Origin of the sequence: Bacillus velezensis (genome assembly GCF_001461825.1) — a bacterium.
GTDB lineage: Bacteria > Bacillota > Bacilli > Bacillales > Bacillaceae > Bacillus > Bacillus velezensis.
The window spans coordinates 185,567-208,950 of sequence record NZ_LLZC01000019.1 but is presented as its reverse complement, the minus strand read 5'-3'; the positions used below and the strand labels follow the sequence as shown (position 1 = coordinate 208,950).

Here is a 23,384-nt window from a genome sequence, read left to right as displayed (position 1 = left end):
GACTTCTGTTAGAATTGTGCTAAAATTTAGTACAAATCTAAAAAGCTTATCAAGAGCGGCTGAGGGACTGGACCGATGACGCCCGGCAACCTGCGTGAATTGCAAGGTGCCGCATCCAGAAAAATGCACAGCATTTTGAAGATAAGGGCTATACCGGGTCACTGTCTTTCATTCCGCTGGATTGAAAGTTTTTTATATGAAAAAAAGATTGAGGGATAAGACAACCGGCAGAAAACAACAGCTGTTTGATTGTCTCCGGGAGGAGGAAAGAAAAAATGCTAACGTATGACACATGGGAAGAGCCGGCGATTACATTTCCGGAAGACGATTCCTATAAAGGCGCGCTGTCCGTTTTAAAATGGGCATACGGCCACTACGGAGACCAGCTTGTTTACGCGTGCAGCTTCGGGATTGAAGGCATCGTCCTGATCGATTTAATTTCTAAAGTAAAGAAAGACGCGGAAATCGTGTTTCTTGATACGGGTCTTCACTTTAAAGAAACATATGAAACGATTGAAAAAGTGAAAGAACGTTACCCGGGGCTGAACATTATCCTGAAAAAGCCAAGCCTTACTCTTGAGGAACAGGCCGAGGCTCACGGAGATAAACTGTGGGAAAGAGAACCGAACCAGTGCTGCTACATCAGAAAAATTCTGCCGTTAAGAGAAGCGCTCGCGGGGCATCCGGCATGGCTGTCCGGTCTTCGCCGGGATCAAGGGCCGAGCCGGGCGAATACGAATTTCCTGAATAAAGACGACAAGTTTCAATCGATTAAAGTATGCCCGCTGATCCATTGGACATGGAAAGACATCTGGAGATATACTTCCAAGCATGAGCTGGATTACAATATCCTCCACGATCAGGGGTATCCGAGCATCGGCTGTGAACCGTGCACTTCACCTGCATTTACCGCGGAAGATTTGCGGAGCGGCAGATGGAACGGCATGGCGAAAACAGAATGCGGACTGCATGAATAAAGGAGCTGCACGATGGAATTAGCCGCTATTTTATTCTGCCTGTTTTTTGCCATGAATATCGGAGCCAGCGGAGCCGCGGCTTCAATGGGAGTCGCTTACGGGTCCGGCGCCGTTAAAAAGAAAACGTATGCGCTGATCATCTGCGCGGCCGGAGTCCTGTCAGGGGCGGTTATCGGCGGCGGTGAAGTTGTTAAGACGATCAGCGGCGGAATCATTCCCGAACAAACCATTACGCTCACCATTGTCTGCATTATTATCGGATCGGCGGCGCTATCGTTATTCACGGCGAATGTGCTCGGCATTCCGCTGTCGACGAGTGAGGTCACTGTCGGGGCGATTGTCGGTGTCGGCGTCGCGTACAAAGTATTGTTTTTACAGCATCTTTTGGTCATCGTGAGTTTTTGGGTGCTTGTACCGTTTGTCGCGTTCTGTTTCACGTTTCTCGTCTCGAAGGTATTCAGTTCTCTGAATATTCGAGTCATTTCGAATCGGAAACAGAAGATTTTAGGGATTGTGCTGCTGATTGCGGGGTTTTGGGAAGCTTTTTCAGCCGGAATGAATAATGTCGCAAATGCAGTGGGCCCTCTGGTTGCTGCGGGCGTGCTCAGCGTGTCCAAAGGAACGCTGTACGGAGGCATCTTTGTCGCTCTCGGCGCTCTGCTTTTAGGACGTAAAGTGCTTGAAACCAACGGGAAAAAGATTACGAGATTTTCAGCCGGAGAAGGCATACTGCTTTCAGGAACCGGCGCGGGGCTTGTCATTATCAGTTCCGTCTTCGGTCTGCCGGTCCCATTGGCGCAAGTCACATCATCATCAATTATCGGTATCGGAATGGCCAAAAACGGGCCGAACGTTTTTCATAAAGAAGTCGTGAAAACGATGCTCAAAGTATGGGTCGTTTCGCCGTTTTTGTCACTATCGATTTCGTATCTGCTTGTCTCCCTGCTGTTAAAAGGAGATTACTATTCCATCTTTATGATGGCCAGCGTGCTTTTGGCAGCTGGCGGAGCCGCCAGTCTGATGAAAGCCATCCGAAAAGAGAAACGCTCTGTCCATGAACAAGGCGGGGGCATTTAACTATTAATCTGAGTTTATTTATCTGTTAACTGGGAGGAATCATGTATTATGAGTTTAGCACCGCACGGAGGAACATTAATTAACCGGGTGAATGAGCAGTATGATCTTACATCCGTCCAAAAAGAAATTGAGCTTGATTTGATTTCGTTCGCTGATTTAGAGCTGATCGGCATCGGGGGGTACAGCCCGATTGAAGGATTTTTCACAGAAAAAGATTACGTGTCAGTCGTTGAAAATATGCGTCTGGCATCCGGGGTTGTCTGGTCCCTGCCGATCACGCTTCCGGTCGATTCAGAAAAAGCGGCTGAGCTTGCCGTCGGCGACACGGTGAAACTGACTTACGGCGGAGAAACATATGGCGTCGTCGACATCGAAGATATTTATACGCCGGATAAACAAAAAGAAGCTGTTCACGTATATAAAACCGATGATGCCGCGCATCCGGGCGTGAAAAAATTATTTTCACGCGGCGATACGTATATCGGCGGGCCGATCACATTAGTTAAAAAAGCGTCAAAGCAGTTTCCCGAGTTTACATTTGAACCTGCCGATACAAGACGAAGCTTCGAAGAAAAGGGCTGGAAAACCATCGTCGGTTTCCAAACGAGAAATCCGGTTCACCGCGCCCACGAATATATCCAAAAAACCGCGCTTGAGACGGTTGACGGCCTGTTTTTGAACCCGCTCGTCGGTGAAACAAAATCAGATGACATTCCGGCGGATGTCAGAATGGAAAGCTACCAGGTGCTGCTCGATCATTATTATCCGAAAGACCGTGTTTTCCTCGGCGTATTTTTGGCGGCAATGCGGTATGCGGGGCCGAGAGAAGCCATTTTCCACGCGCTTGTCCGCAAAAACTACGGCTGCACGCATTTTATCGTCGGCCGCGATCATGCCGGCGTCGGTGATTACTACGGCACATATGAAGCGCAAGAGCTGTTTGATCAATTTACAGCGGATGAACTCGGGATTACACCGATGAAATTCGAGCACAGCTTCTTCTGCCGGAAATGCGGCAACATGGGAACGGCCAAAACATGCCCGCATGACAGAGAAGACCACGTCATTCTGTCAGGAACAAAGGTTAGAGAAATGCTGCGAAGCGGCGTCATGCCGCCGGCGGAATTCAGCCGTCCTGAAGTTGTCGAGGTGTTGATTAAAGGGCTGAAAACGAAAGAAGAAGCAGGCGTTTCTTAAGGAGGAAAATAGAGTGACAAATCGTGATATCGTGTGGCATGAAGCCTCAATAACGAAAGAAGAATACCAGCAGAAAAACAAGCATAAAAGCTCTATCCTCTGGCTGACGGGCTTAAGCGGTTCAGGGAAATCCACGATTGCAAACGCCGCAGCGCGCGAGCTGTTTGAACAAGGCTATCAAGTCATCGTGCTTGATGGTGATAACATCCGCCACGGCTTAAACAAGGACTTAGGTTTTTCCGATGATGACCGCAAGGAAAATATACGCCGAATCGGGGAAGTGGCGAAGCTTTTCGTTCAGCAGGGAACCATCGTCATCACGGCTTTTATTTCTCCGTTCCGTGAGGACAGAGATCAGGTGAGAGAGCTTGTGGCAGAGGGCGAATTTAATGAAATCTATGTGAAATGCGACCTCGATATATGTGAAAAACGCGATCCGAAAGGTTTATATAAAAAAGCAAGAAATGGTGAAATTCCGTTCTTTACGGGGATCGACTCACCGTATGAAGAGCCGAAAGCGCCTGAGCTCGTACTTGATTCAGGCAAATGTGAACGCGAAGAATGCACGGGAAGACTGGTTGACTTTGTGAAAAACAGCTTAGCATAATAGGTCCAAAAAGGCCGCGCAATCAGCCGGATATCCCCCCTAATGGCGGGATATGGTAAAATAGCTGAAGTGCGGCCTCGCGGCTGTTCTGGGAAGATTTCAAAACGGATCGGGGAGACATGCTATGGGGAAAGTATTTATCGTTGGAGCCGGTCCGGGAGATCCGGACTTATTAACGGTCAAGGCAATGAAAGCCATACAGAAAGCGGATGTTATATTATATGACAGATTGGTAAGCAAAGAGATTTTACAGTATGCCGGAGAAGAAGCGGATCTGATTTACTGCGGCAAGCTCCCGGATTTTCACATTATGAAACAGGATACGATCAACCGTTTCCTTGTGAAGTATGCGAAAAAAGGAAAAACCGTTGTAAGGCTCAAGGGGGGCGACCCGTTTGTTTTCGGCCGCGGAGGCGAAGAAGCGGAGGCTCTCGCGCAAAACGCCATTCCGTTTGAGATCGTTCCCGGCATTACATCAGGAATCGCGGCTGCTGCTTATGCCGGCATTCCCGTGACGCACAGAGAGGCGAGCTCCAATGTCGCATTCGTTACGGGGCATTATAAACAAGAAGACGACTTTGAAGAAAAATGGAAAGCGCTGGCGACGGGCATTGATACGCTGGTGATTTATATGGGAATTAAAAATATCCGGCAGATAGAAAGAATGCTGCTGGAAAACGGAAGAGACGCCGGCACCCCGGCAGCCTTTATTCATTGGGGAACGACGGACAGGCAAAAAACAGTCGTCTGCACCGTCGGCACGCTTTCAGACACAGTGATAAAAGAAGAAATCAAAAACCCGAGCTTAATTGTTATCGGTGATGTCGTCAATTATCACTGCAAACTGGACTGGTATGCATCTGAACAGAAAAATCTGGATTTGAGCGAGGCGTTGTAAATGAAGCAGGCGATTTTATACATCGGGCACGGAAGCAGGCTGAAAAAAGCGCAGACAGAGTCGGCGGCGTTTTTAAAAGGGTGCATGCCGCACGCTGACGCTCCCATTCAGGAAATTTGTTTTTTAGAACTGCAGGAACCGTCTATTGAAGCGGGATTTGAAGCATGTGTCAGACAAGGCGCCACTCATATTGCGGCCGTGCCTTTGCTGCTGTTGACCGCTGCCCACGCAAAACATGACATTCCGGCTGAAATCGCCCGTGCGGCGGCCCTGCATCCCGATATAAAAGTGACATATGGTGTTCCGATCGGAGTGGACGATGAAGTCGTAAAAGCGGTGCATCATCGCATTGAAGATACCGGAGTGCCCATTGAGCAGGCGAAAGTGGTGCTGATCGGAAGAGGAAGCACAGATCCGGCAGTTAAAAACGCAGTCAGTAAGATTGCCGGAAAACTTGAGGCGATTACACCTGTTAAAGAAGTCATCCCTTGTTTTTTAACAGCATGTGACCCGCACTATAAAGAAGTGTTTGCCGGCCTTGAAGAGGATGACGGAGCACCCGTTTTTATCGTTCCATATCTTCTGTTTACCGGGCTTTTAATGACTGAGATTGAACGGGAAGTTCAAAAGCTTCAAACGATCAATCAAAATGTTCATCTCGCTTCATACTTAGGTTTTCACCCGCATATTAAGCAGGCGTTTTTGAACCGTGTGTCAGAAGCTGTTCGAAACCCCGGCGGCCAGTTTGATTTTAAGGGGGGACAGTATGCTGCCTCTGCACATTAATCTAAGCGGAAAAAGAATTATCATCGCGGGCGGAGGCAATGTTGCCTTAAGAAGGCTCAAAACGGTGCTTCCGGAAGGCGCGGATATTACTGTAATCAGTCCCGATGCCCTGCCTGAAATTAAACAGCTGGCGGATGAAGGACGTATTCGCTGGGTTTCCCGTAAAATTGAAATGAAGGATCTCGCGCCCGCTTTTTTCATCATTGCCGCGACAAATGACCGCAGCGTGAATCAGGAGATAGCCGCGACCGCTTCTGAAACACAGCTGGTCAATTGTGTAAGCGAGGCTGAACAGGGCAGCGTGTATATGCCGAAGATCATCCGCAAAGGTCGCATTCAAGTATCCGTATCAACAAGCGGCGCAAGCCCGGCACATACGAAAAGACTGGCTGAGGACATAGAGCCTCTCATTACTGCTGATTTGGCTGAAGAAGTGGATCGTTTATTTGAGAAAAGAAGAAGATCATAAAAAACACCTTGTCTGTCATCAGGCAGGGTATTTTTTATACTGTCCTGACAGTCCCCGAATGTGAACAATTCAAAACGAAAGCGGGCAGTTTGAATGTTATATGCCGACAAGCGGTCAGGATTGCGAAGTGACGCGGAATATGTATCTGGTCCCGATGCCGCCTGGATTCCGCCCGCATACAAAGGAAAGGTCAGAGACCCGCCCGGATGTGCTCAGGTTCGGCGAGGGAAGGTGACAGTATCCGCCGCCAAATCAGGTGTGACCGTTTTAATCAGAGACGGCCCCGGCGGATCAGGCAGACATGACGGGAAACTGATCAGATACTGTAAAGATCGGTTCTGACGGCTGGGAGAGTTTCGTCACCGTTTATAAGTAATAAAAAACACCTCCAAGCTGAGTGCGGGTTTCAGCTTGGAGGTGCGTTTATTTTTTCAGCCGTATGACAAGGTCGGCATCAGGTGTGACAAATACGGTATGCTGGCTGTCATAGGTGACAAATCCGGGCTTTGCGCCGTTTGGCTTTTTCACGTGTCTGATTTTTGTATAATCAACGGGAACGGAGCCGGAATCTTTCGCCTTGGAAAAATAAGCGGCGATCGCAGCCGCCTCCAGTATGGATTGTTCATCCGGATCGCTGCTTTTAATCACAACGTGGGAACCCGGAATGTCTTTCGTGTGGAACCATAAATCATCCCTTGCGGCAGCTTTTGTCGTTAAGTATTCATTTTGTTTATTGTTTTTGCCGACAAGAATCGTCAATCCCCGTGAAGATTCATATTGCTCCAAAACAGGAACGTGCTGCTTCTGCTTTTTCTGTCCTCGCTGCTGTTTCGGTCGCAGATATTTGCCTTCCACAAGCTCTTCCCTTATTTCGTGAATATCCTTTGTGGAGGCGGAGGAGAGCTGCTGGATCAGCTGATCGAAATAAGCGATTTCCTCCTCGGCCAGACGGATCTGTTCTTTTACCACCTCGACGGAATTCTTCGCCTTTTGATACTTTGTAAAATACATCTGCGCGTTTTCTGACGGTGTTTTGTTCGGATTTAAAGGGATGGTCACCGTCTTACTTTCTTCATCATAATAATTGATGACTTCCGCTTCTTTGTCACCTTTTTTCAGCATATACAAATTCGCCGTCAGCAGTTCGCCGTATAGCTGGAATTCCTTCGCATTCTCTGAGTAGTCGAGCGTCTTTTCCAGCTTTTTTATCTTATTGGCGTTCTTTTTCCGTTCATTTGCGACAAACCGCTCGAGATCCTGAGCCTGCTGTTTGACGCGGTCGCGTTCCGCCTTGCCGAAATAAAACCGGTCCAACAGCTCACTCAGTGAGTGAAAGGTGCGCTCCTCTCCGTTTACATGTGTGAGAGACAGGAGATAAAAGTATTCCTTTCCGCCGGCTGTTGTAATGTTTGGTGTAAACCTGCAATCTTTCACGGCATGGAACATTTCAATCAGCGTCTTCGGCAGCGTTATTTTGTTAGCGAGACCCGCTCTGTGAACGGCTTCTTTTGCAAACAGCGGAGAAACACCGGAGAAATGTCTGACGATCTGCTGGTCAAGCCGTCCTTCCTGAAAACTGAGATAACGCAAAACGTCTTCTTCGTCCGCGGCGAGCGGCGAAATTTTTTCCTGAGCGGGAGGAAGCTTGTAATCATAGCCCGGCAGAACGGTCCGGTAGCTGTTCATCGACGGAGATAAATGTTTCAGCCCGTCGATGATGGCTCCTTCTCCGTCAGTCAGGATAATATTGCTGTGCCGTCCCATAATTTCAACATACAGCGTTCTTACGGTTTCGTCGCCGATTTCATTTCTGCTTTTTATGCGGAATATCATAATCCGGTCTAATCCGGCCTGTTCTATTTTCTCAATAAATCCGCCTTCTATATGCTTTCTGAGCAGCGTACAAAACATCGGCGGCTCGCTCGGATTTTCATAGGCCTGATTCGTCATGTGCACCCGTGAATAGCTCGGATGCGCCGATAATAATAATTTATGGTTTTTTCCGTTAGCGCGGATATGGAATATCACATCGTGCTTAAAAGGCTGATGGACTCTCGTGATCCGGCCTCCGGCAATCCGGCTGTTTAATTCATGTGTCATTCCGTATGTAAACATGCCATCAAAAGACATATAAAACACCCTTTCCTTCTTCCTGCATTCGATAATTATAGCATGAAAAGGGACGAGTCAGAATAAGCTTGTTTACAGAGTGACATCTCTAAAGCGAGGCAGGGGAGTGGACGAGAAGAATGAAGTTTCATGAAATGGGACAAACCGATTTGCTGAAAGCAACAAATACGTCCATTAAACAGGGGTTGACCGAAAAAGAGGTGAAAAAACGCCTTGAAAAGCACGGGCCGAACGAGCTTCAGGAGGGCAAGAGGACACCGGCGATCGCCGTGTTTTTCGCCCAATTTAAAGATTTTATGGTGCTCGTGCTGCTGGCGGCAACCTTAATATCCGGGTTTTTAGGCGAATATGTAGATGCCGTAGCGATTATGGCGATTGTATTTGTCAATGGGGTTCTCGGTTTTTTTCAAGAGCGGCGGGCGGAAAAGTCTTTACATGCATTAAAAGAGCTGTCAACGCCGTATGTGTCAGCGTTGCGGGACGGGAGCTGGAAGAAAATTCAGTCCAAGGAGCTCGTTCCCGGCGATATCATGAAATTTTCAAGCGGCGACCGGATTGGCGCGGATGTGCGGATCGTTGAAGCGAAAAGCCTTGAAATTGAGGAATCGGCGCTGACCGGGGAATCAATTCCGGTGGTTAAACAAGCCGATAAATTGAGAAAGCCGGATGTTTCGTTAGGCGACATCAGCAATATGGCGTTTATGGGTACGATCGTAACGCGCGGCAGCGGTGTCGGCGTCGTTGTCGGTACAGGAATGAATACGGCAATGGGGAAAATCGCCGATATGCTGGAATCCGCCGGCAGCCTTTCAACACCGCTACAGCGAAGACTTGAAGAGCTCGGCAAAATTTTAATTATCGTCGCGCTCCTTTTAACGGTATTGGTCGTTGCAGTCGGCGTCTTACAGGGACATGATCTTTACAGCATGTTTTTGGCCGGGGTGTCATTGGCCGTCGCCGCGATTCCGGAAGGGCTTCCCGCCATTGTTACGGTGGCATTATCAATCGGCGTCCAGCGCATGATCAAACAAAAATCAATTGTCAGAAAGCTCCCGGCGGTTGAAACATTGGGCTGCGCCTCTGTCATTTGTTCTGATAAAACCGGCACGCTGACACAAAACAAAATGACCGTCACCCATATGTGGTCAGGCGGCAAAATTTATAAAGTGTCGGGCATCGGCTATGTGCCGGAGGGCGTTTTCACTCGCGATGAGCGGGAAATCAAGCCGAAAGATGAGAAGATTCTTGAACAGATGCTGGTTTTCGGCGCGTTGTGCAACACATCTGAAATCTCACTGAAAGACGGCCGTTATGTACTCGACGGTGATCCGACAGAAGGAGCGCTGCTGACGGCTGCAAGAAAGGGCGGCTATTCAAACGATTGGCTCAGCGGGCAATACCGCGTGGTTGCCGAGTTTCCGTTTGACTCCGTCCGCAAAATGATGACCGTCATTATAGAGGATAAGGAAAAAAAGCAGTTCGTCATCACTAAAGGAGCGCCCGATGTGCTGATTGACCGCTCGTCACATCTGATGCACGGCGCAAGAAGTACGCCTTTTTCAGGAGAAAAGAAAGCAGAAACGGAAGCGGTTCTGAAAGAGCTGGCGTCGCAAGCTTTGCGTACGATCGCGATTGCTTATAAACCGCTTAAGCCCGGAGAAAAGCCGACAATGGAGCAGGCGGAAAAAAATCTGACGATGCTCGGCTTGTCAGGCATGATTGATCCGCCCCGTCCGGAGGTCAGACAGGCCATTAAAGAATGCCGTGAGGCCGGCATTAAAACGGTTATGATCACAGGAGATCACGTCGAAACGGCAAAGGCCATTGCAAAAGATTTGCGTCTTCTTCCGAAAAAGGGGCGTGTGATGGACGGCAAGACGCTGAATGAGCTTACGGAGAAAGAACTTATCGAAACGGTCGATGATGTCTACGTCTTCGCACGCGTGTCACCTGAACATAAATTGAAAATCGTCAAAGCGTTTCAGGAAAACGGACACGTCGTCGCCATGACGGGAGACGGGGTTAATGACGCGCCGGCCATAAAGCAGGCAGATATCGGTGTTGCCATGGGCGTGACGGGAACGGATGTGGCAAAGGAAGCCTCTTCTCTCATTCTGGTGGATGATAACTTTGCTACGATTAAATCAGCCATAAAAGAGGGACGGAATATCTATGAAAATATAAGAAAATTCGTCCGATATTTGCTCGCCTCCAACGTCGGTGAAATTTTAGTGATGCTGTTTGCGATGCTTCTCGCTCTGCCGCTGCCGCTCGTTCCGATTCAGATATTGTGGGTGAACTTAGTCACTGACGGGCTGCCGGCGATGGCCCTCGGTATGGATCAGCCGGAAGGAGATCTGATGAGGCGGAAGCCGCGGCATCCGAAAGAAGGAGTGTTTGCGCGAAAACTGGGCTGGAAAGTCGTATCAAGAGGGTTTTTAATCGGAGCCGCAACCATTTTAGCGTTTATCATCGTCTATCACCGCAATCCTGAAAATCTGCCCTACGCACAGACCGTTGCATTCGCGACTCTTGTCCTGGCTCAGCTTATACACGTGTTTGACTGCCGGAGCGAAACGTCTGTTTTCTCCCGGAATCCGTTTGAAAATATCTATCTGCTCGGCGCCATCATTTCTTCTATCTTCCTGATGGTCATCGTCATCTATTATCCGCCGCTGCAGCCGATTTTCAAAACAGTGCCGATTACGCCGGGCGATTGGATGCTGATTATCGGTATGTCGGGCATACCTACTTTTTTGCTGGCGGGTTCACTTTTGACAAGAAAAAAATAATTCCATATGATATAATCTTAGGGGTAATAGCATGTCTATTGCCCTTTTATTTTGATAACGGGAAAGAATTGGGTGTTTCATATGATACGGAGTATGACAGGCTTCGGCAGCGCAAGCAGCACAAAAGGCGATCTCTCGGCAACCGTTGAATTGAAATCCGTCAATTACCGGTTCAAAGAAGTGAACGCCCGCCTGCCACGGCCTTTGCTATATGTAGAGGATAAGCTGAAACAAACGATATTGCAGCATATACAGCGCGGAAGAGTAGAGCTGTTTCTCACTGTAAACAGTGACGCGCTCATAAAAAGAAGCCTGAACATCGATTGGGAGCTCCTTGATGAATATGTGAGCGCCGCACGCGTCATGAAAGAGCGCTACAGCCTGGCGGCAGAACCCGATGCAATGGATTTCTTTAAATTTGAACATATTGCGCAGATACACGAAGAACAGATGCGTGATGACAAGCTTGAAGAAGTCATCAGGGAAGCCGCTGAGCTGGCTGTAAAGGAACTTTGTGACATGAGGGAAAAAGAAGGACGGCTTTTGGCGGAAGACTGCTTTCTGCACATTGAGCGGCTTGAGACGCTGTCCGAACAGGTGAAAGAGCGCGCTTCGGCCGTTGTTATTCAATACCGCGAGCGTCTTTACGCCCGAATGAAGGAATGGACGGAGGACGCACTCGACGAAAGCAGGCTGATCACGGAATGCGCCATTTTCGCCGACCGTTCTGATATTACGGAAGAAATTACCAGATTGAAGAGCCATTTTGTTCAATTCCGTGATATATTAAAAGAAGGCGGGGCAGTCGGCCGCAAACTTGATTTCCTTGTTCAGGAGCTTAACCGGGAAGCGAACACGATCGGCTCAAAAGCCAATGATCATCAAATCACAAAGCTTGTCGTTGAAATGAAAAGTTCTATTGAAAAATTGAAGGAACAAGTGCAAAATATAGAATAGCGACTGTGCGTATTGTTTACAGACGGTCTCTTCAGGTTACACTAGAGACGTCTATTTTACAGGGGGAACGTAGAAGATGACGATTAAACTGATTAATATCGGATTTGGCAATATCATCTCCGCCAATCGGATGATTTCGATTGTCAGCCCGGAGTCTGCGCCAATAAAGCGAATGATCCAGGATGCAAGAGACCGCGGAATGCTAATAGACGCTACATACGGACGAAGAACCCGTGCAGTTGTCGTCATGGATAGTGATCACATTATCTTATCTGCCGTCCAGCCTGAGACAGTTGCACACAGACTTTCTGTGAAAGAAGAAATTATGGATGAAGGGCAGGGGTAATTGCCGCATGAAAGAAAGAGGGTTATTAATCGTTCTCTCAGGTCCCTCCGGAGTTGGAAAAGGAACGGTTCGGCAAGCAATATTTTCACAACAGGACACGAAATTTGAATACTCAATTTCAGTCACGACGAGAAACCCGAGAGAGGGCGAGGTCGACGGCGTCGATTATTTCTTTAAATCAAGAGATGAATTCGAACGCATGATTGAAAACAACAAACTGCTTGAGTGGGCGGAATATGTCGGCAACTATTACGGAACGCCCGTTGATTATGTCGAACAGACGCTTCAAGAAGGAAAAGACGTCTTCTTAGAGATTGAAGTGCAGGGCGCGCTCCAAGTGCGTAATGCATTTCCGGAAGGCCTGTTTATCTTCTTAGCGCCGCCGAGTCTTTCTGAGCTGAAAAACAGAATCGTGACAAGAGGGACTGAAACCGACGATTTAATCGAAAACAGAATGAATGCCGCAAAAGCTGAAATCGAAATGATGGACGCGTATGATTATGTCGTTGAAAACGACGATATCCAAACGGCTTGTGATAAGATTAACGCAATCGTTCTCGCCGAGCACTTAAAACGTGAACGCGTCGCTCCGAGATATAAGAAAATGCTGGAGGTAGAATAACTTATGTTAGATCCGTCAATTGACTCTTTAATGAATAAATTAGATTCTAAATATACGCTGGTGACCGTGTCTGCAAGACGCGCGCGTGAAATGCAGATCAAAAAAGACCAGCAGATTGAACATACCATTTCTCACAAATATGTAGGCAAAGCTTTAGAAGAAATTGACGCGGGCCTGCTTTCGTTTGAAAGAGAAGACAGCGAATAACAAGCACACGTAGCAACCTATCTCTACATAGGTTGTTATTTTTTTCCGTTTGGGATTTGTCCAATGCTTTCATAAAGGGGAGAAGACTTCATGAAAAACCGAAACATTCTGCTATGCGTAAGCGGAGGAATTGCCGTTTATAAAGCTTCCGCACTCACGAGCAAGCTGGTTCAGGCCGGCGCAAACGTCAAAGTGATTATGACTGAGTCCGCGCGTGAGTTTGTTTCTCCGCTGACATTTCAGGCGCTGAGCCGGAATGAAGTGTATACAGATACATTTAATGAACAAAATCCGAAGGTGATTTCTCATATTGATGCCGCTGACTGGGCGGATTTAATTATTGTCGCGCCCGCTACGGCAAATATCATCGGCAAGCTTGCCAACGGAATTGCTGACGATATGCTCACAACGACGGTGCTGGCGGCTGAGGCCCCGGTCTGGGTGGCGCCTGCGATGAATGTCCATATGTATGATCATCCGGCGGTGAAACGGAATATCTCTGTGCTTTATCAGGACGGGGTCCGCTTTATCGAGCCGAGTGAAGGCTATTTGGCATGCGGATATGTCGGCAAAGGAAGGCTGGAGGAGCCGGAGCTTATTGTTGAGCGTGTCAGAGAGCATTTTAAGGAGCCTGAAGACGATGCGCCGCTGAAAGGAAAACATATTGTCATTACGGCCGGTCCGACGCGCGAAGCCGTGGACCCTGTCCGCTTCTTCACAAATAAATCCACCGGCAAAATGGGCTACGCCGCTGCTGAAGCCGCCGTCCGTCTCGGAGCGCGGGTGACGCTGATTTCAGGTCCGGTGTCAATAGAGCCGCCAGTCGGGCTGTATCAGTTTCTTCCTGTGCAATCGGCAGCTGATATGAAAGAAGCCGTGCTTTCTGTGTTTGATTCATGCGACATGGTGATTAAGACGGCGGCCGTGGCCGATTTTACGCCGGCGGCTGTTTCTGATCACAAAATGAAGAAGAAAGACGGTTCGCTCGTGATCGAATTCAACCGTACGGCAGACATACTGAAAGAACTCGGCGAACGGAAAACACACCAGCTGCTGGTCGGATTTGCGGCTGAAACGCAAGACGTCGAACGCTATGCGCGCAGAAAACTCGAACAGAAAAACCTTGATATGATCGTTGCGAATAATGTGAAAGCGGAAGGGGCCGGATTTGGCACGGATACGAATGTCGTCACCTTCTATTTCCGGGACGGAAGAAAACGGGAGCTTGCGCTTATGTCTAAACTTGATGTTTCCTTTGAAATGCTGAAGGAAATGACCGCTTTGAAAGCCGAGGACCGAAAACCGGTATGAATGTAGCAGAAGTCATTGTCGATGTCAGCTCCAAAAACATTGACAGACCCTTTGATTACAAAATTCCCGATCATTTAAAAGGGATGATCGAAGTCGGCATGCGGGTGATTGTCCCGTTTGGCCCGCGCAAGCTTCAAGGATTTGTGACCGGTTTGAAAGATTCGTCTGAATTAAACGGCGGCTCAATGAAGGAAGTCGAGAAGCTTCTTGATTTGACGCCCGTTCTGACTGAGGAACTGATGCAGCTGTCTTCATGGCTTTCTGACAAAACGCTGTCGTTTAAAATCACGGCGCTTCAGGCAATGCTGCCCGCCGCACTGAAGGCGAAGTACGAGAAAGAGCTGAAAGTCGTTGACGAAGAAGCGCTGACACCGGACATTAAACAGCTTTTCAGGAATCAAAAAAGTCTTCTCTACTCGGATATTACCGATGAAAGCATTCTTTCGTCACTTCAAACATTCGTGCGCAAAGGAAGCATTGATGTCACATATAAAGTCGCCCAAAAAACGAATAAAAAAATGATCCGCATGATCGAAGCGGGGGCAGACAAAGAAGAACTCGCCCGGCACGCAGATTCATTGACAAAGCAGGCTTCTAAACAGCTCGCCGTGCTTACTTATTTTATCGGCGGGGGAGCAAAGATTTCCGCGGCCGAGCTTTGCAAAAAGACCGATTCCAGTTCCGCGACGCTGAAAACGCTTCTTAAAAAGGGGCTTCTTACGGAAAGCTTTGAGGAGGTTTACCGCGATCCCTATCAGGACAGAATGTTCAAAAAAACAGAGCCGCTCTCTCTTACAGAAGAGCAGCGGGCTGCTTTTGAGCCGATTAAACAAGCCGTAGCCGACCATGTCCATCACGTCTTTCTGCTTCACGGCGTCACTGGAAGCGGCAAAACGGAAATTTACCTGCAATCCATTGAAAAAGTGCTGGCAAAAGGACAAGAAGCCATCGTGCTCGTTCCGGAAATCTCGTTGACACCGCAAATGGTCAACCGTTTTAAAGGCCGCTTCGGCTCACAGGTTGCGGTCATGCACAGCGGATTATCCACAGGTGAAAAATACGATGAATGGCGGAAGATTCAGCGCAAGGAAGTCCGGCTTGTTGTCGGAGCCAGATCGGCCATCTTTGCCCCGTTTGAAAATCTCGGCATGATCATTATTGATGAAGAGCACGAATCTTCCTATAAGCAGGAGGAAATGCCGCGGTATCATGCAAAGGACGTAGCCATCCGCCGGGCCGAGCATCACAGCTGTCCGGTCGTCCTCGGGAGCGCCACGCCGACATTGGAATCATTTGCGCGGGCGAAAAAAGGCGTTTATGAGCTGCTACCGTTAAAACATCGCGTAAATCGCCAGCTCATGCCTGACGTTTCTCTCGTTGATATGAGAGAAGAACTGAGAAACGGCAACAGATCAATGTTTTCAAGAGAGCTGATGGAACAGCTGGAAGAGAAGCTTGCAAAAAAAGAGCAGGCTGTCCTTTTCCTGAATAAACGGGGGTATTCCTCGTTTGTGATGTGCCGGGACTGCGGTTATGTGCCGCAATGTCCGCATTGCGACATTTCAATGACTTATCACCGCTACGGACAAAGGCTGAAATGCCATTACTGCGGCCATGAGGAACCTGTCCCGGGAACATGCCCGGAATGCGGCAGCGAACATATCCGCTTTTTCGGCACAGGCACGCAGCGTGTGGAGGAGGAGCTTACCAAAGTGCTGCCTCAGGCGCGCGTGATCAGGATGGATGTGGACACCACTTCAAGAAAAGGCGCCCATGAAAAACTGTTGTCAGCGTTCGGTGAAGGGAAGGCGGATATCCTGCTCGGTACGCAAATGATCGCAAAAGGGCTTGATTTTCCGAACGTGACGCTCGTCGGAGTATTAAGCGCAGATACGACGCTTCACATCCCTGATTTCAGGGCTGCGGAGAAGACATTCCAGCTGCTGACGCAGGTAAGCGGACGGGCCGGGCGGCATGAAAAGCCGGGAACGGTGGTCATTCAAACGTATACACCGTCTCATTACAGCATTCAGCTGACGAAAACGCACGACTATGAAACTTTTTTTCAGCAGGAAATGGCGCACAGACGGGCCCAGTCATACCCGCCTTATTATTACGTGGCGCTGGTGACCGTTTCTCATGAAGAAGCGGCAAAAGCCGCGGTCACCGCAGAAAAGATTACAAACTATTTAAGAGCGGGATGCGGGCCTGATTCGAAAATTCTCGGGCCGGCGGCTTCCCCGATCGCCAGGATCAAAGATAGATATCGCTATCAATGCGTGATAAAATACAGACAGGAAAACGAGTTGCAGATTCAGTTGAAAAAGATACTGGAGCACTATAAACGCGACATTGCGCAAAAGCATGTAATGATTTCAATCGATATGAATCCGTACATGCTGATGTAACATTAGTTTTTGGAGGGCAAAATTTTGGCTGTGAAAAAAATCGTCACACACCCGGCGGAGGTTCTGGAAACACCTGCCGAAGAAGTGACAGTGTTTGATAAAAAATTAAAAAAACTGCTTGATGATATGTACGATACGATGCTCGAAATGGATGGCGTCGGCCTCGCCGCGCCGCAAATCGGCATTTTAAAAAGAGCGGCCGTCGTGGACATCGGTGAAGAAAGCGGCCGGATCGACCTTGTAAATCCGGTTATTCTTGAAAAGAGCGGTGAACAGACCGGAGTCGAGGGCTGCTTAAGCTTTCCCGGGGTTTACGGCGATGTCACCCGCCCGGATTACGTAAAGGTAAAAGCCTATGACCGTAAAGGAAAACCGTTTATTTTAGAAGCGGAGGGTTTTTTGGCCAGAGCCGTTCAGCATGAAATGGATCATTTAGACGGCATTTTATTCACATCAAAAATTACGGCTTACTACACTGAAGAAGAACTGGCAGAAATGGAAGGATGATTGGATGACAAGGATCGTTTTTATGGGAACGCCCGACTTTTCAGTTCCCGTCCTGCGCACGCTTATTGAAGACGGATATGAAGTGGTTGGTGTCGTTACGCAGCCTGACCGCCCGAAAGGCAGAAAAAAAATCATGACGCCCCCTCCTGTAAAGGCTGAAGCTGAACGTCACGGCATTCCCGTGCTTCAGCCCGAAAAAGTAAGGCTCGAAGAAGAAATAGAAAAAGTGCTCAGCCTGAAGCCGGACCTGATTGTTACGGCGGCATTCGGACAGATCCTCCCCAAGCAGCTGCTGGACGGCCCGAAATACGGCTGTATCAACGTACACGCGTCACTATTGCCTGAATTAAGAGGCGGAGCGCCGATACATTATTCGATTCTCCAAGGCAAGAAGAAAACGGGCGTGACGATCATGTATATGGTTGAAAAGCTTGATGCGGGCGATATGATTTCTAAAATCGAAGTGGAAATTGATGAAACGGATAACGTCGGCACGCTTCACGACAAATTAAGCATAGCGGGGGCAAAGCTTTTGTCAGAGACCGTTCCGAACGTCATTTCCGGGAATATTAAACCGATCAAACAGGACGAATCAAAAGCGACTTACGCGCCTAACATTAAGCGTGAGCAGGAGCGGATTGATTGGGCAAAGCCCGGAGAAGAGATTTACAACCAGATCAGAGGTTTAAACCCTTGGCCTGTCGCCTATACAACTTTGAACGGTCAAAATATTAAAGTATGGGCTTCTGAAAAAGTTGCGGCAAAAACTGAAGCTGCGCCCGGAACAGTCATCCGCACGGAGCAAAACGGCATTGTCGTCGCATCAGGAAACAGCACCGCCCTTTTAATCACAGAGCTGCAGCCGGCGGGAAAAAAACGGATGAAGGGCGAAGATTTTGTAAGGGGCAAAAATGTGCAGCCCGGTGACGTGTTAGGAGAAGCAAATGAAAAAAATTAATGTCCGGGAGCTCGCCCTCGAAGCGCTTGAGAAGCTTGAGCAAAATCAGGCATACAGCAACCTGCTTCTTACATCGGTTATCAAAACGAACACGCTCAGCGATCAGGACAGAGGGCTGCTGACAGAGCTTGTCTACGGAACGCTGCAAAATAAAATCGCCTTAGACTTTATGCTGAAGCCTTTTATCCGCAAGCCGAATAAGGTGAAGCCGTGGGTGATTCAGCTGCTTCGTCTGTCCGCGTATCAAATGGAGTATTTAGAAAAAATTCCGGATCGCGCCGCCATCCATGAAGCGGTTGAAATCGCCAAAAAACGCGGGCATAAGGGCATTGCGTCCTTTGTCAACGGCATCCTCCGCTCCCTGCAGCGTGAGGGGGCGCCGTCATTCGCTGAAATTGAAGACCCGGTTCTCCGTCTTTCTGCAGAGACAAGCCATCCCGAATGGCTCGTAAAAGAGTGGGTCGAGGCGTACGGCTTTGAGGCGGCTGAAAAGATCTGCCGGATTCATCTCATTCCGCCGAAGCAGACGCTCCGTGTCAATCACATAAAGAGCGACAGGGAAACGGTGCTGAATGAGATGGAGAATGCCGGTCTGGAAGCAGAAGCCGGAGACCTTTCTCCTGATGCGATTAAGCTTTTAAAAGGAAGCATCGCGAACACGGCATTTTTCCAAAACGGCCGGGTATCCATACAGGATGAAAGCTCAATGCTTGTCGCGCGGGCGCTGGACCCGAAGCCGGGCGAAACCGTTTTAGACGCATGCGCCGCACCGGGCGGAAAGTCGGCTCACATTGCGGAACTGATGGAGAACGAGGGGAGCCTCACATCGCTTGATCTTCACCGCCATAAAGTGAAGCTGATTAAAGAGGGCGCAGAACGGCTCGGACTTACGATCATCGACGCACAAACGATGGATGCGCGAAAAGCGGGAGAGGCCTTTGGCGCAGAACGGTTTGACCGTATTCTCGTTGATGCCCCTTGCTCAGGTTTCGGCGTCATCAGAAGAAAACCCGATATGAAATATACGAAGACGCCGGAGGACAGCAGACGGCTGTCAGAAATCCAGCTCGGCATTTTAAGGGAAATCGCCCCATTAGTAAAAAAAGGTGGCACACTCGTATACAGTACGTGTACAATGGACCGGACAGAAAATGAAGAAGTTATGCATGCGTTTATACAAGAACACCCTGAGTTTGAACCCGATTTGTCTCTTGAAAAGCGGCTGCCTGAAAAGGCGAGACCCTTTGTTCAGGATGGAAGCCTTCAAATTCTTCCGCATTATTTCGGAACAGACGGTTTCTTTATTAGCAGCATGAGAAAGAAGGGATAAAAAATGACACAATTAAAAAAGACAAGCGTACGGAAAGAGCTGCGGACTGAGCAGCCGTCCATTTACTCTTTTGAATTAGATGAAATCAAACAATGGCTGACTGAGAATGGCGAAAAGCCGTTCCGCGCAGCACAGATTTTTGAATGGCTCTATGAAAAGCGGGTTTCTTCATTTGATGAAATGACAAACCTCTCAAAAAGCCTGCGTGAAAAACTCGAGAGCCATTTTGTGCTGACAACGCTGAAAACGGCTGTAAAACAGACATCTCAAGACGGCACGATGAAATTTTTATTTGAGCTTCATGACGGTTATACGATCGAAACGGTTTTAATGAGACACGAGTATGGTAATTCTGTATGTGTAACGACACAGGTCGGCTGCCGGATCGGCTGCACATTTTGCGCGTCAACGCTCGGCGGTCTGAAACGGAATCTTGAAGCGGGAGAAATCGTCGCTCAAGTCGTGAAAGTGCAAAAGGCGCTTGATGAAACGGATGAACGCGTCAGCTCAGTCGTGATCATGGGAATCGGTGAACCTTTTGATAACTTTAACGAAATGCTCGCTTTCTTGAAAATCATTAACCACGATAAAGGGCTGAACATCGGAGCGCGTCATATCACAGTTTCCACCAGCGGAATCATTCCGAAGATTTACGATTTCGCCGATCAAAAAATGCAGATCAATTTCGCGATTTCTCTGCATGCTCCGAATACGGAAATCAGAAGCCGCCTGATGCCGATTAACAAAGCCTATAAGCTTCCTGACCTTATGGAGGCCGTCAAATATTACATCGAGAAAACAGGCAGACGGATCAGCTTTGAATACGGGCTGTTCGGCGGCGTAAATGATCAGGTCGAACATGCAGAAGAGCTTGCAGAACTGTTAAAAGACGTGAAATGCCATGTCAATTTAATTCCGGTAAACTATGTGCCTGAACGGGATTACGTCCGCACACCGAGAGATCAGATTTTCGCATTCGAAAAAACGTTAAAATCCCGCGGTGTAAATGTCACGATCAGAAGAGAGCAAGGCCATGACATTGACGCGGCCTGCGGTCAGCTTCGCGCGAAGGAGCGTCAAGACGAGACGAGGTGAAGAGGTTGATTACAGCCTTGAAAACAGATACAGGTAAAGTCCGCCGGCATAATGAAGATGCGGCGGGCATTTTCACAAAAGAAGACGCGGTGCTTGCGGTTGTCGCCGACGGCATGGGCGGTCATCTTGCCGGAGATGTAGCGAGCAGGATGGCGGTTGCGGCGATGGAAGAGCAGTGGAACCGGACCGAAACGGTTCCTTCTCTGCCGTCTGCTTGCGAGGATTGGCTGAAAGACCGGATTCATGAGGCGAATGTCAAAGTACATGACCACGCTAAAGCGAATGAAGAATGCCGGGGAATGGGCACCACCGTTGTTTGCGCCTTATTCACGGGGAAGTTTGTCACTGTGGCTCATATCGGAGACAGCCGGTGCTACCTGCTTCAAGATGGGGAATTCACTCAGCTGACTGAAGACCATTCGCTTGTGAATGAGCTGGTCAAGACGGGGGAAATTTCGAAAGAGGACGCCGAGCACCACCCGCGGAAAAATGTATTGACGAGAGCGCTGGGGACAGATGAAACCATCAGTTCCGACGCCCGTTCTTTTGAACTGTCTGACGGCGATCAGCTGCTTTTATGCTCTGACGGACTGTCAAATAAAATAGAAGATCACGAGATCAAACAAATGCTTCAAGCCGAATCTGATCCTCAGGAAAAAGTAGACCTTCTCATCAGCAAAGCGAATCAAAACGGCGGCGAAGATAACATCACGGCTGTGTTGATTGAGTTTTCCGCAGATGCAAAAGAGGGTGAAGACAAGTGCTAACCGGCAAGCGGATCAGCGGGCGTTATCATATCCTCCGGCCCATTGGCGGCGGCGGAATGGCAAACGTTTTTTTAGCTGAGGACATCATTCTCGAACGTGAAGTCGCAATTAAAATTCTGCGGTTTGACTTTGTGAATGACATTGATTTTATCAGGCGTTTCAGAAGAGAAGCACAGTCGGCATCAAGCCTCGATCATCCGAATATCGTCAGTATTTACGATATCGGAGAGGAAGGCGATATTTATTACATTGTCATGGAATATGTGGAAGGCATGACATTAAAGGAATACATAACCGCACACGGGCCGCTTCATCCGAAAGAAGCGCTGTCCGTTATGGAGCAGATCGTCTCGGCCATCGCCCATGCCCATCAAAACCATATCGTGCACCGGGATATTAAACCGCACAATATATTGATAGATCATTTAGGGCATATCAAGGTGACGGATTTCGGCATCGCCACAGCGCTTACGTCTACGACAATCACACATACGAATTCTGTGCTGGGCTCGGTTCATTATTTGTCTCCGGAGCAGGCGAGAGGCGGTCTTGCAACGAAAAAATCAGATATTTACGCGCTCGGCATCGTGCTGTTTGAGCTTTTAACAGGTAAAATCCCTTTTGACGGAGAATCAGCAGTCAGCATAGCGCTTAAGCATCTGCAAACAGAAACGCCTTCCGCCAGAAAGTGGAACCCTTCCATTCCGCAGAGCGTCGAAAACATTATTTTAAAGGCAACCGCTAAAGACCCGTTTCACCGCTATGAAAGCGCCGAGGACATGGAAGCGGACATCAGAACGGCTTTTGACGCCGGCAGGCTGAATGAACAAAAATTTTCCGTTCAGGATGATGAGGAAATGACAAAAGCCATTCCCGTTATTACTGACGGCGCAAAAGCCGCACCTCAGGCGGAAACGCCGGGGGAGACGGACGATAAGGAACAGCAGCCCGCCAAAAAGAAAAAACGGAAATGGCCGTGGGTTTTGCTGTCCGTTTGTTTCATTTTCATTATGGCGGCTGTTCTTGCTGTCACTGTGTTCCCGTCTTTATTTATGCCTAAAGATGTAAGCGTCCCCGACGTACGGGGCATGAAGTACGAAAAAGCGGAAGCACTGCTTGAAAAGAACGGGCTCCGGGCGGATCCTGATATAACGGACATTGAAGATGACAAAATAGAAGAGGAATTAATGGTCAAAACGGACCCAAAAGCGGGGTCTACCGTTAAAGAAGGCTCTTCTGTAAAACTGTACAAAAGCATCGGAAAACCGAAAACCCAGCTGATCGACGTGAAAGGGCGGCAGATCGGCGACGCAAAAAAAGCGCTGAAGGACAAAGGCTTCAAACATGTCAATGTCAAAGAAGAGAACGATGACAGCGAGGCCGGCACCGTAATTGATCAGGACCCGTCAGCCGGCACCGACATGGTCGGAAGCGACGATGAAGTCAATCTAACGGTCAGCCTCGGCCCGGCGGACGTTACGCTGAGGGACTTAAAGACTTACAGCAAAGAAGCGGCTTCAGGGTATCTTGAAGATAACGGCCTGCAGCTTGTTGAAAAACAAGCCCATTCAGATGACGTGCCAAAAGGACAAGTCATGAAGCAAGAGCCGGCAGCCGGCACTGCGGTTAAGCCGGGAAGTAATGTTGAAGTGACGTTCTCGCTCGGACCTGAAGAAAAACCGGCGAAAACGGTAAAAGAAAAAATCAGCATTCCTTACGAACCCGAACATGAAGGGGACGAGCTTGAAGTGCAAATCGCCATCGATGATAAGGACCACAGCATCTCTGATACGTATGACTCATTTAAAATAAAAGAGCCGACTGAAAAAACAATTGAACTGAAGATTGATCAGGGACAGAAGGGGTATTACCAAGTGATGGTCGATCATAAAGTCGTCAGCTACAAAACGATTGAATACCCGAAAGATAATGACTGACAAGGA

22 protein-coding genes and 1 riboswitch are annotated in these 23,384 nt (G+C 48.6%); of the genes, 21 read left to right on the top strand and 1 reads right to left on the bottom strand.

From position 1 onward, the window contains the following. Positions 1-43: 43 nt before the first annotated feature. Positions 44-148, top strand: a riboswitch (SAM riboswitch). Positions 149-275: 127 nt separating this feature from the next. The 8 genes from AR442_RS11740 (at position 276) to AR442_RS11705 (ending at position 6,353) form a co-directional block, all read left to right on the top strand. Then, entirely contained in the window at positions 276-977 is a 702-nt protein-coding gene (locus tag AR442_RS11740) for a phosphoadenylyl-sulfate reductase (RefSeq protein WP_003154369.1), read from the top strand. Between the two features lie 12 nt (positions 978-989). Then, positions 990-2,054 (top strand): sulfate permease, encoded by a 1,065-nt coding sequence (locus AR442_RS11735; RefSeq protein ID WP_012117522.1) that lies wholly within the window; start codon positions 990-992, stop codon positions 2,052-2,054. 48 nt (positions 2,055-2,102) lie between these two features. After that, positions 2,103-3,251: a sulfate adenylyltransferase gene (gene sat / locus AR442_RS11730; RefSeq protein ID WP_014417734.1), complete on the top strand. Its 1,149-nt coding sequence runs from the start codon at positions 2,103-2,105 to the stop codon at positions 3,249-3,251. A 13-nt stretch (positions 3,252-3,264) separates the two neighbouring features. Further along, positions 3,265-3,858 (top strand): adenylyl-sulfate kinase, encoded by a 594-nt coding sequence (gene cysC, locus AR442_RS11725; RefSeq protein WP_007611313.1) that lies wholly within the window; start codon positions 3,265-3,267, stop codon positions 3,856-3,858. A 124-nt stretch (positions 3,859-3,982) separates the two neighbouring features. Continuing rightward, complete coding sequence (gene cobA, locus AR442_RS11720) at positions 3,983-4,756, top strand: uroporphyrinogen-III C-methyltransferase (protein WP_007409740.1); 774 nt, start codon at positions 3,983-3,985, stop codon at positions 4,754-4,756. After that, complete coding sequence (locus AR442_RS11715) at positions 4,757-5,542, top strand: sirohydrochlorin chelatase (RefSeq protein WP_014417735.1); 786 nt, start codon at positions 4,757-4,759, stop codon at positions 5,540-5,542. Continuing rightward, positions 5,523-6,011, top strand: coding sequence for a precorrin-2 dehydrogenase/sirohydrochlorin ferrochelatase family protein (locus AR442_RS11710; RefSeq protein WP_014417736.1), 489 nt, complete (start codon positions 5,523-5,525; stop codon positions 6,009-6,011). The genes AR442_RS11715 and AR442_RS11710 overlap by 20 nt, the downstream gene beginning before the upstream one ends. 93 nt (positions 6,012-6,104) lie before the next feature. After that, positions 6,105-6,353 carry a hypothetical protein gene (locus AR442_RS11705; RefSeq protein ID WP_014417737.1) on the top strand — a complete coding sequence of 83 codons (249 nt, stop codon included), beginning with the start codon at positions 6,105-6,107 and terminating at the stop codon, positions 6,351-6,353. Positions 6,354-6,434: 81 nt separating this feature from the next. Here the strand turns inward: AR442_RS11705 and AR442_RS11700 are convergent, their stop codons facing one another. Next, positions 6,435-8,141 (bottom strand): Rqc2 family fibronectin-binding protein, encoded by a 1,707-nt coding sequence (locus tag AR442_RS11700; protein WP_014417738.1) that lies wholly within the window; start codon positions 8,139-8,141, stop codon positions 6,435-6,437. A 119-nt stretch (positions 8,142-8,260) separates the two neighbouring features. Here AR442_RS11700 and AR442_RS11695 point away from each other — a divergent pair, with 119 nt between their 5' ends. The 13 genes from AR442_RS11695 (at position 8,261) to pknB (ending at position 23,378) form a co-directional block, all read left to right on the top strand. Beyond that, entirely contained in the window at positions 8,261-10,933 is a 2,673-nt protein-coding gene (locus AR442_RS11695; protein WP_014417739.1) for a calcium-translocating P-type ATPase, SERCA-type, read from the top strand. 81 nt (positions 10,934-11,014) lie between these two features. Next, positions 11,015-11,890 (top strand): YicC/YloC family endoribonuclease, encoded by an 876-nt coding sequence (locus AR442_RS11690; protein ID WP_014417740.1) that lies wholly within the window; start codon positions 11,015-11,017, stop codon positions 11,888-11,890. A gap of 76 nt (positions 11,891-11,966) precedes the next feature. Then, positions 11,967-12,236, top strand: a complete 270-nt coding sequence (remA, locus tag AR442_RS11685; RefSeq protein ID WP_003154355.1) for an extracellular matrix/biofilm regulator RemA — start codon at positions 11,967-11,969, stop codon at positions 12,234-12,236. Positions 12,237-12,243: 7 nt separating this feature from the next. Further along, complete coding sequence (gene gmk / locus AR442_RS11680; RefSeq protein ID WP_003154347.1) at positions 12,244-12,858, top strand: guanylate kinase; 615 nt, start codon at positions 12,244-12,246, stop codon at positions 12,856-12,858. Between the two features lie 3 nt (positions 12,859-12,861). Then, entirely contained in the window at positions 12,862-13,065 is a 204-nt protein-coding gene (rpoZ, locus tag AR442_RS11675; protein WP_003154346.1) for a DNA-directed RNA polymerase subunit omega, read from the top strand. A 90-nt stretch (positions 13,066-13,155) separates the two neighbouring features. Continuing rightward, a complete protein-coding gene (gene coaBC / locus AR442_RS11670) occupies positions 13,156-14,376 on the top strand; it encodes a bifunctional phosphopantothenoylcysteine decarboxylase/phosphopantothenate--cysteine ligase CoaBC (RefSeq protein ID WP_014417741.1) in 1,221 nt (406 codons plus the stop codon). Continuing rightward, positions 14,373-16,784 carry a primosomal protein N' gene (priA, locus tag AR442_RS11665; protein ID WP_053284997.1) on the top strand — a complete coding sequence of 804 codons (2,412 nt, stop codon included), beginning with the start codon at positions 14,373-14,375 and terminating at the stop codon, positions 16,782-16,784. The genes coaBC and priA overlap by 4 nt, the downstream gene beginning before the upstream one ends. Before the next feature lie 24 nt (positions 16,785-16,808). Next, entirely contained in the window at positions 16,809-17,291 is a 483-nt protein-coding gene (gene def, locus AR442_RS11660) for a peptide deformylase (protein WP_014417743.1), read from the top strand. Positions 17,292-17,295: 4 nt separating this feature from the next. Next, positions 17,296-18,249, top strand: coding sequence for a methionyl-tRNA formyltransferase (gene fmt / locus AR442_RS11655; RefSeq protein WP_017417760.1), 954 nt, complete (start codon positions 17,296-17,298; stop codon positions 18,247-18,249). Continuing rightward, positions 18,236-19,579: a 16S rRNA (cytosine(967)-C(5))-methyltransferase RsmB gene (gene rsmB / locus AR442_RS11650; protein WP_053284996.1), complete on the top strand. Its 1,344-nt coding sequence runs from the start codon at positions 18,236-18,238 to the stop codon at positions 19,577-19,579. Before fmt ends, rsmB begins: the two co-directional genes overlap by 14 nt. Before the next feature lie 3 nt (positions 19,580-19,582). Continuing rightward, positions 19,583-20,674 (top strand): dual-specificity RNA methyltransferase RlmN, encoded by a 1,092-nt coding sequence (gene rlmN / locus AR442_RS11645; RefSeq protein ID WP_014417746.1) that lies wholly within the window; start codon positions 19,583-19,585, stop codon positions 20,672-20,674. A gap of 5 nt (positions 20,675-20,679) precedes the next feature. Further along, a complete protein-coding gene (locus tag AR442_RS11640) occupies positions 20,680-21,441 on the top strand; it encodes a Stp1/IreP family PP2C-type Ser/Thr phosphatase (protein WP_017417762.1) in 762 nt (253 codons plus the stop codon). Further along, positions 21,435-23,378, top strand: a complete 1,944-nt coding sequence (gene pknB / locus AR442_RS11635; RefSeq protein ID WP_021493698.1) for a Stk1 family PASTA domain-containing Ser/Thr kinase — start codon at positions 21,435-21,437, stop codon at positions 23,376-23,378. Before AR442_RS11640 ends, pknB begins: the two co-directional genes overlap by 7 nt. Positions 23,379-23,384 lie beyond the last annotated feature (6 nt).

Bases quoted from the DNA above. Each gene is read 5' to 3' on its own strand.
- AR442_RS11740 (WP_003154369.1), top strand. From the start codon at position 276: ATGCTAACGTATGACACATGGGAAGAGCCGGCGATTACATTTCCGGAA.
- AR442_RS11735 (WP_012117522.1), top strand. From the start codon at position 990: ATGGAATTAGCCGCTATTTTATTCTGCCTGTTTTTTGCCATGAATATC.
- sat (WP_014417734.1), top strand. From the start codon at position 2,103: ATGAGTTTAGCACCGCACGGAGGAACATTAATTAACCGGGTGAATGAG.
- cobA (WP_007409740.1), top strand. From the start codon at position 3,983: ATGGGGAAAGTATTTATCGTTGGAGCCGGTCCGGGAGATCCGGACTTA.
- AR442_RS11715 (WP_014417735.1), top strand. From the start codon at position 4,757: ATGAAGCAGGCGATTTTATACATCGGGCACGGAAGCAGGCTGAAAAAA.
- AR442_RS11710 (WP_014417736.1), top strand. From the start codon at position 5,523: ATGCTGCCTCTGCACATTAATCTAAGCGGAAAAAGAATTATCATCGCG.
- AR442_RS11705 (WP_014417737.1), top strand. From the start codon at position 6,105: ATGTTATATGCCGACAAGCGGTCAGGATTGCGAAGTGACGCGGAATAT.
- AR442_RS11700 (WP_014417738.1), bottom strand. From the start codon at position 8,141: ATGTCTTTTGATGGCATGTTTACATACGGAATGACACATGAATTAAAC.
- AR442_RS11695 (WP_014417739.1), top strand. From the start codon at position 8,261: ATGAAGTTTCATGAAATGGGACAAACCGATTTGCTGAAAGCAACAAAT.
- AR442_RS11690 (WP_014417740.1), top strand. From the start codon at position 11,015: ATGATACGGAGTATGACAGGCTTCGGCAGCGCAAGCAGCACAAAAGGC.
- remA (WP_003154355.1), top strand. From the start codon at position 11,967: ATGACGATTAAACTGATTAATATCGGATTTGGCAATATCATCTCCGCC.
- gmk (WP_003154347.1), top strand. From the start codon at position 12,244: ATGAAAGAAAGAGGGTTATTAATCGTTCTCTCAGGTCCCTCCGGAGTT.
- rpoZ (WP_003154346.1), top strand. From the start codon at position 12,862: ATGTTAGATCCGTCAATTGACTCTTTAATGAATAAATTAGATTCTAAA.
- coaBC (WP_014417741.1), top strand. From the start codon at position 13,156: ATGAAAAACCGAAACATTCTGCTATGCGTAAGCGGAGGAATTGCCGTT.
- priA (WP_053284997.1), top strand. From the start codon at position 14,373: ATGAATGTAGCAGAAGTCATTGTCGATGTCAGCTCCAAAAACATTGAC.
- fmt (WP_017417760.1), top strand. From the start codon at position 17,296: ATGACAAGGATCGTTTTTATGGGAACGCCCGACTTTTCAGTTCCCGTC.
- rsmB (WP_053284996.1), top strand. From the start codon at position 18,236: ATGAAAAAAATTAATGTCCGGGAGCTCGCCCTCGAAGCGCTTGAGAAG.
- rlmN (WP_014417746.1), top strand. From the start codon at position 19,583: ATGACACAATTAAAAAAGACAAGCGTACGGAAAGAGCTGCGGACTGAG.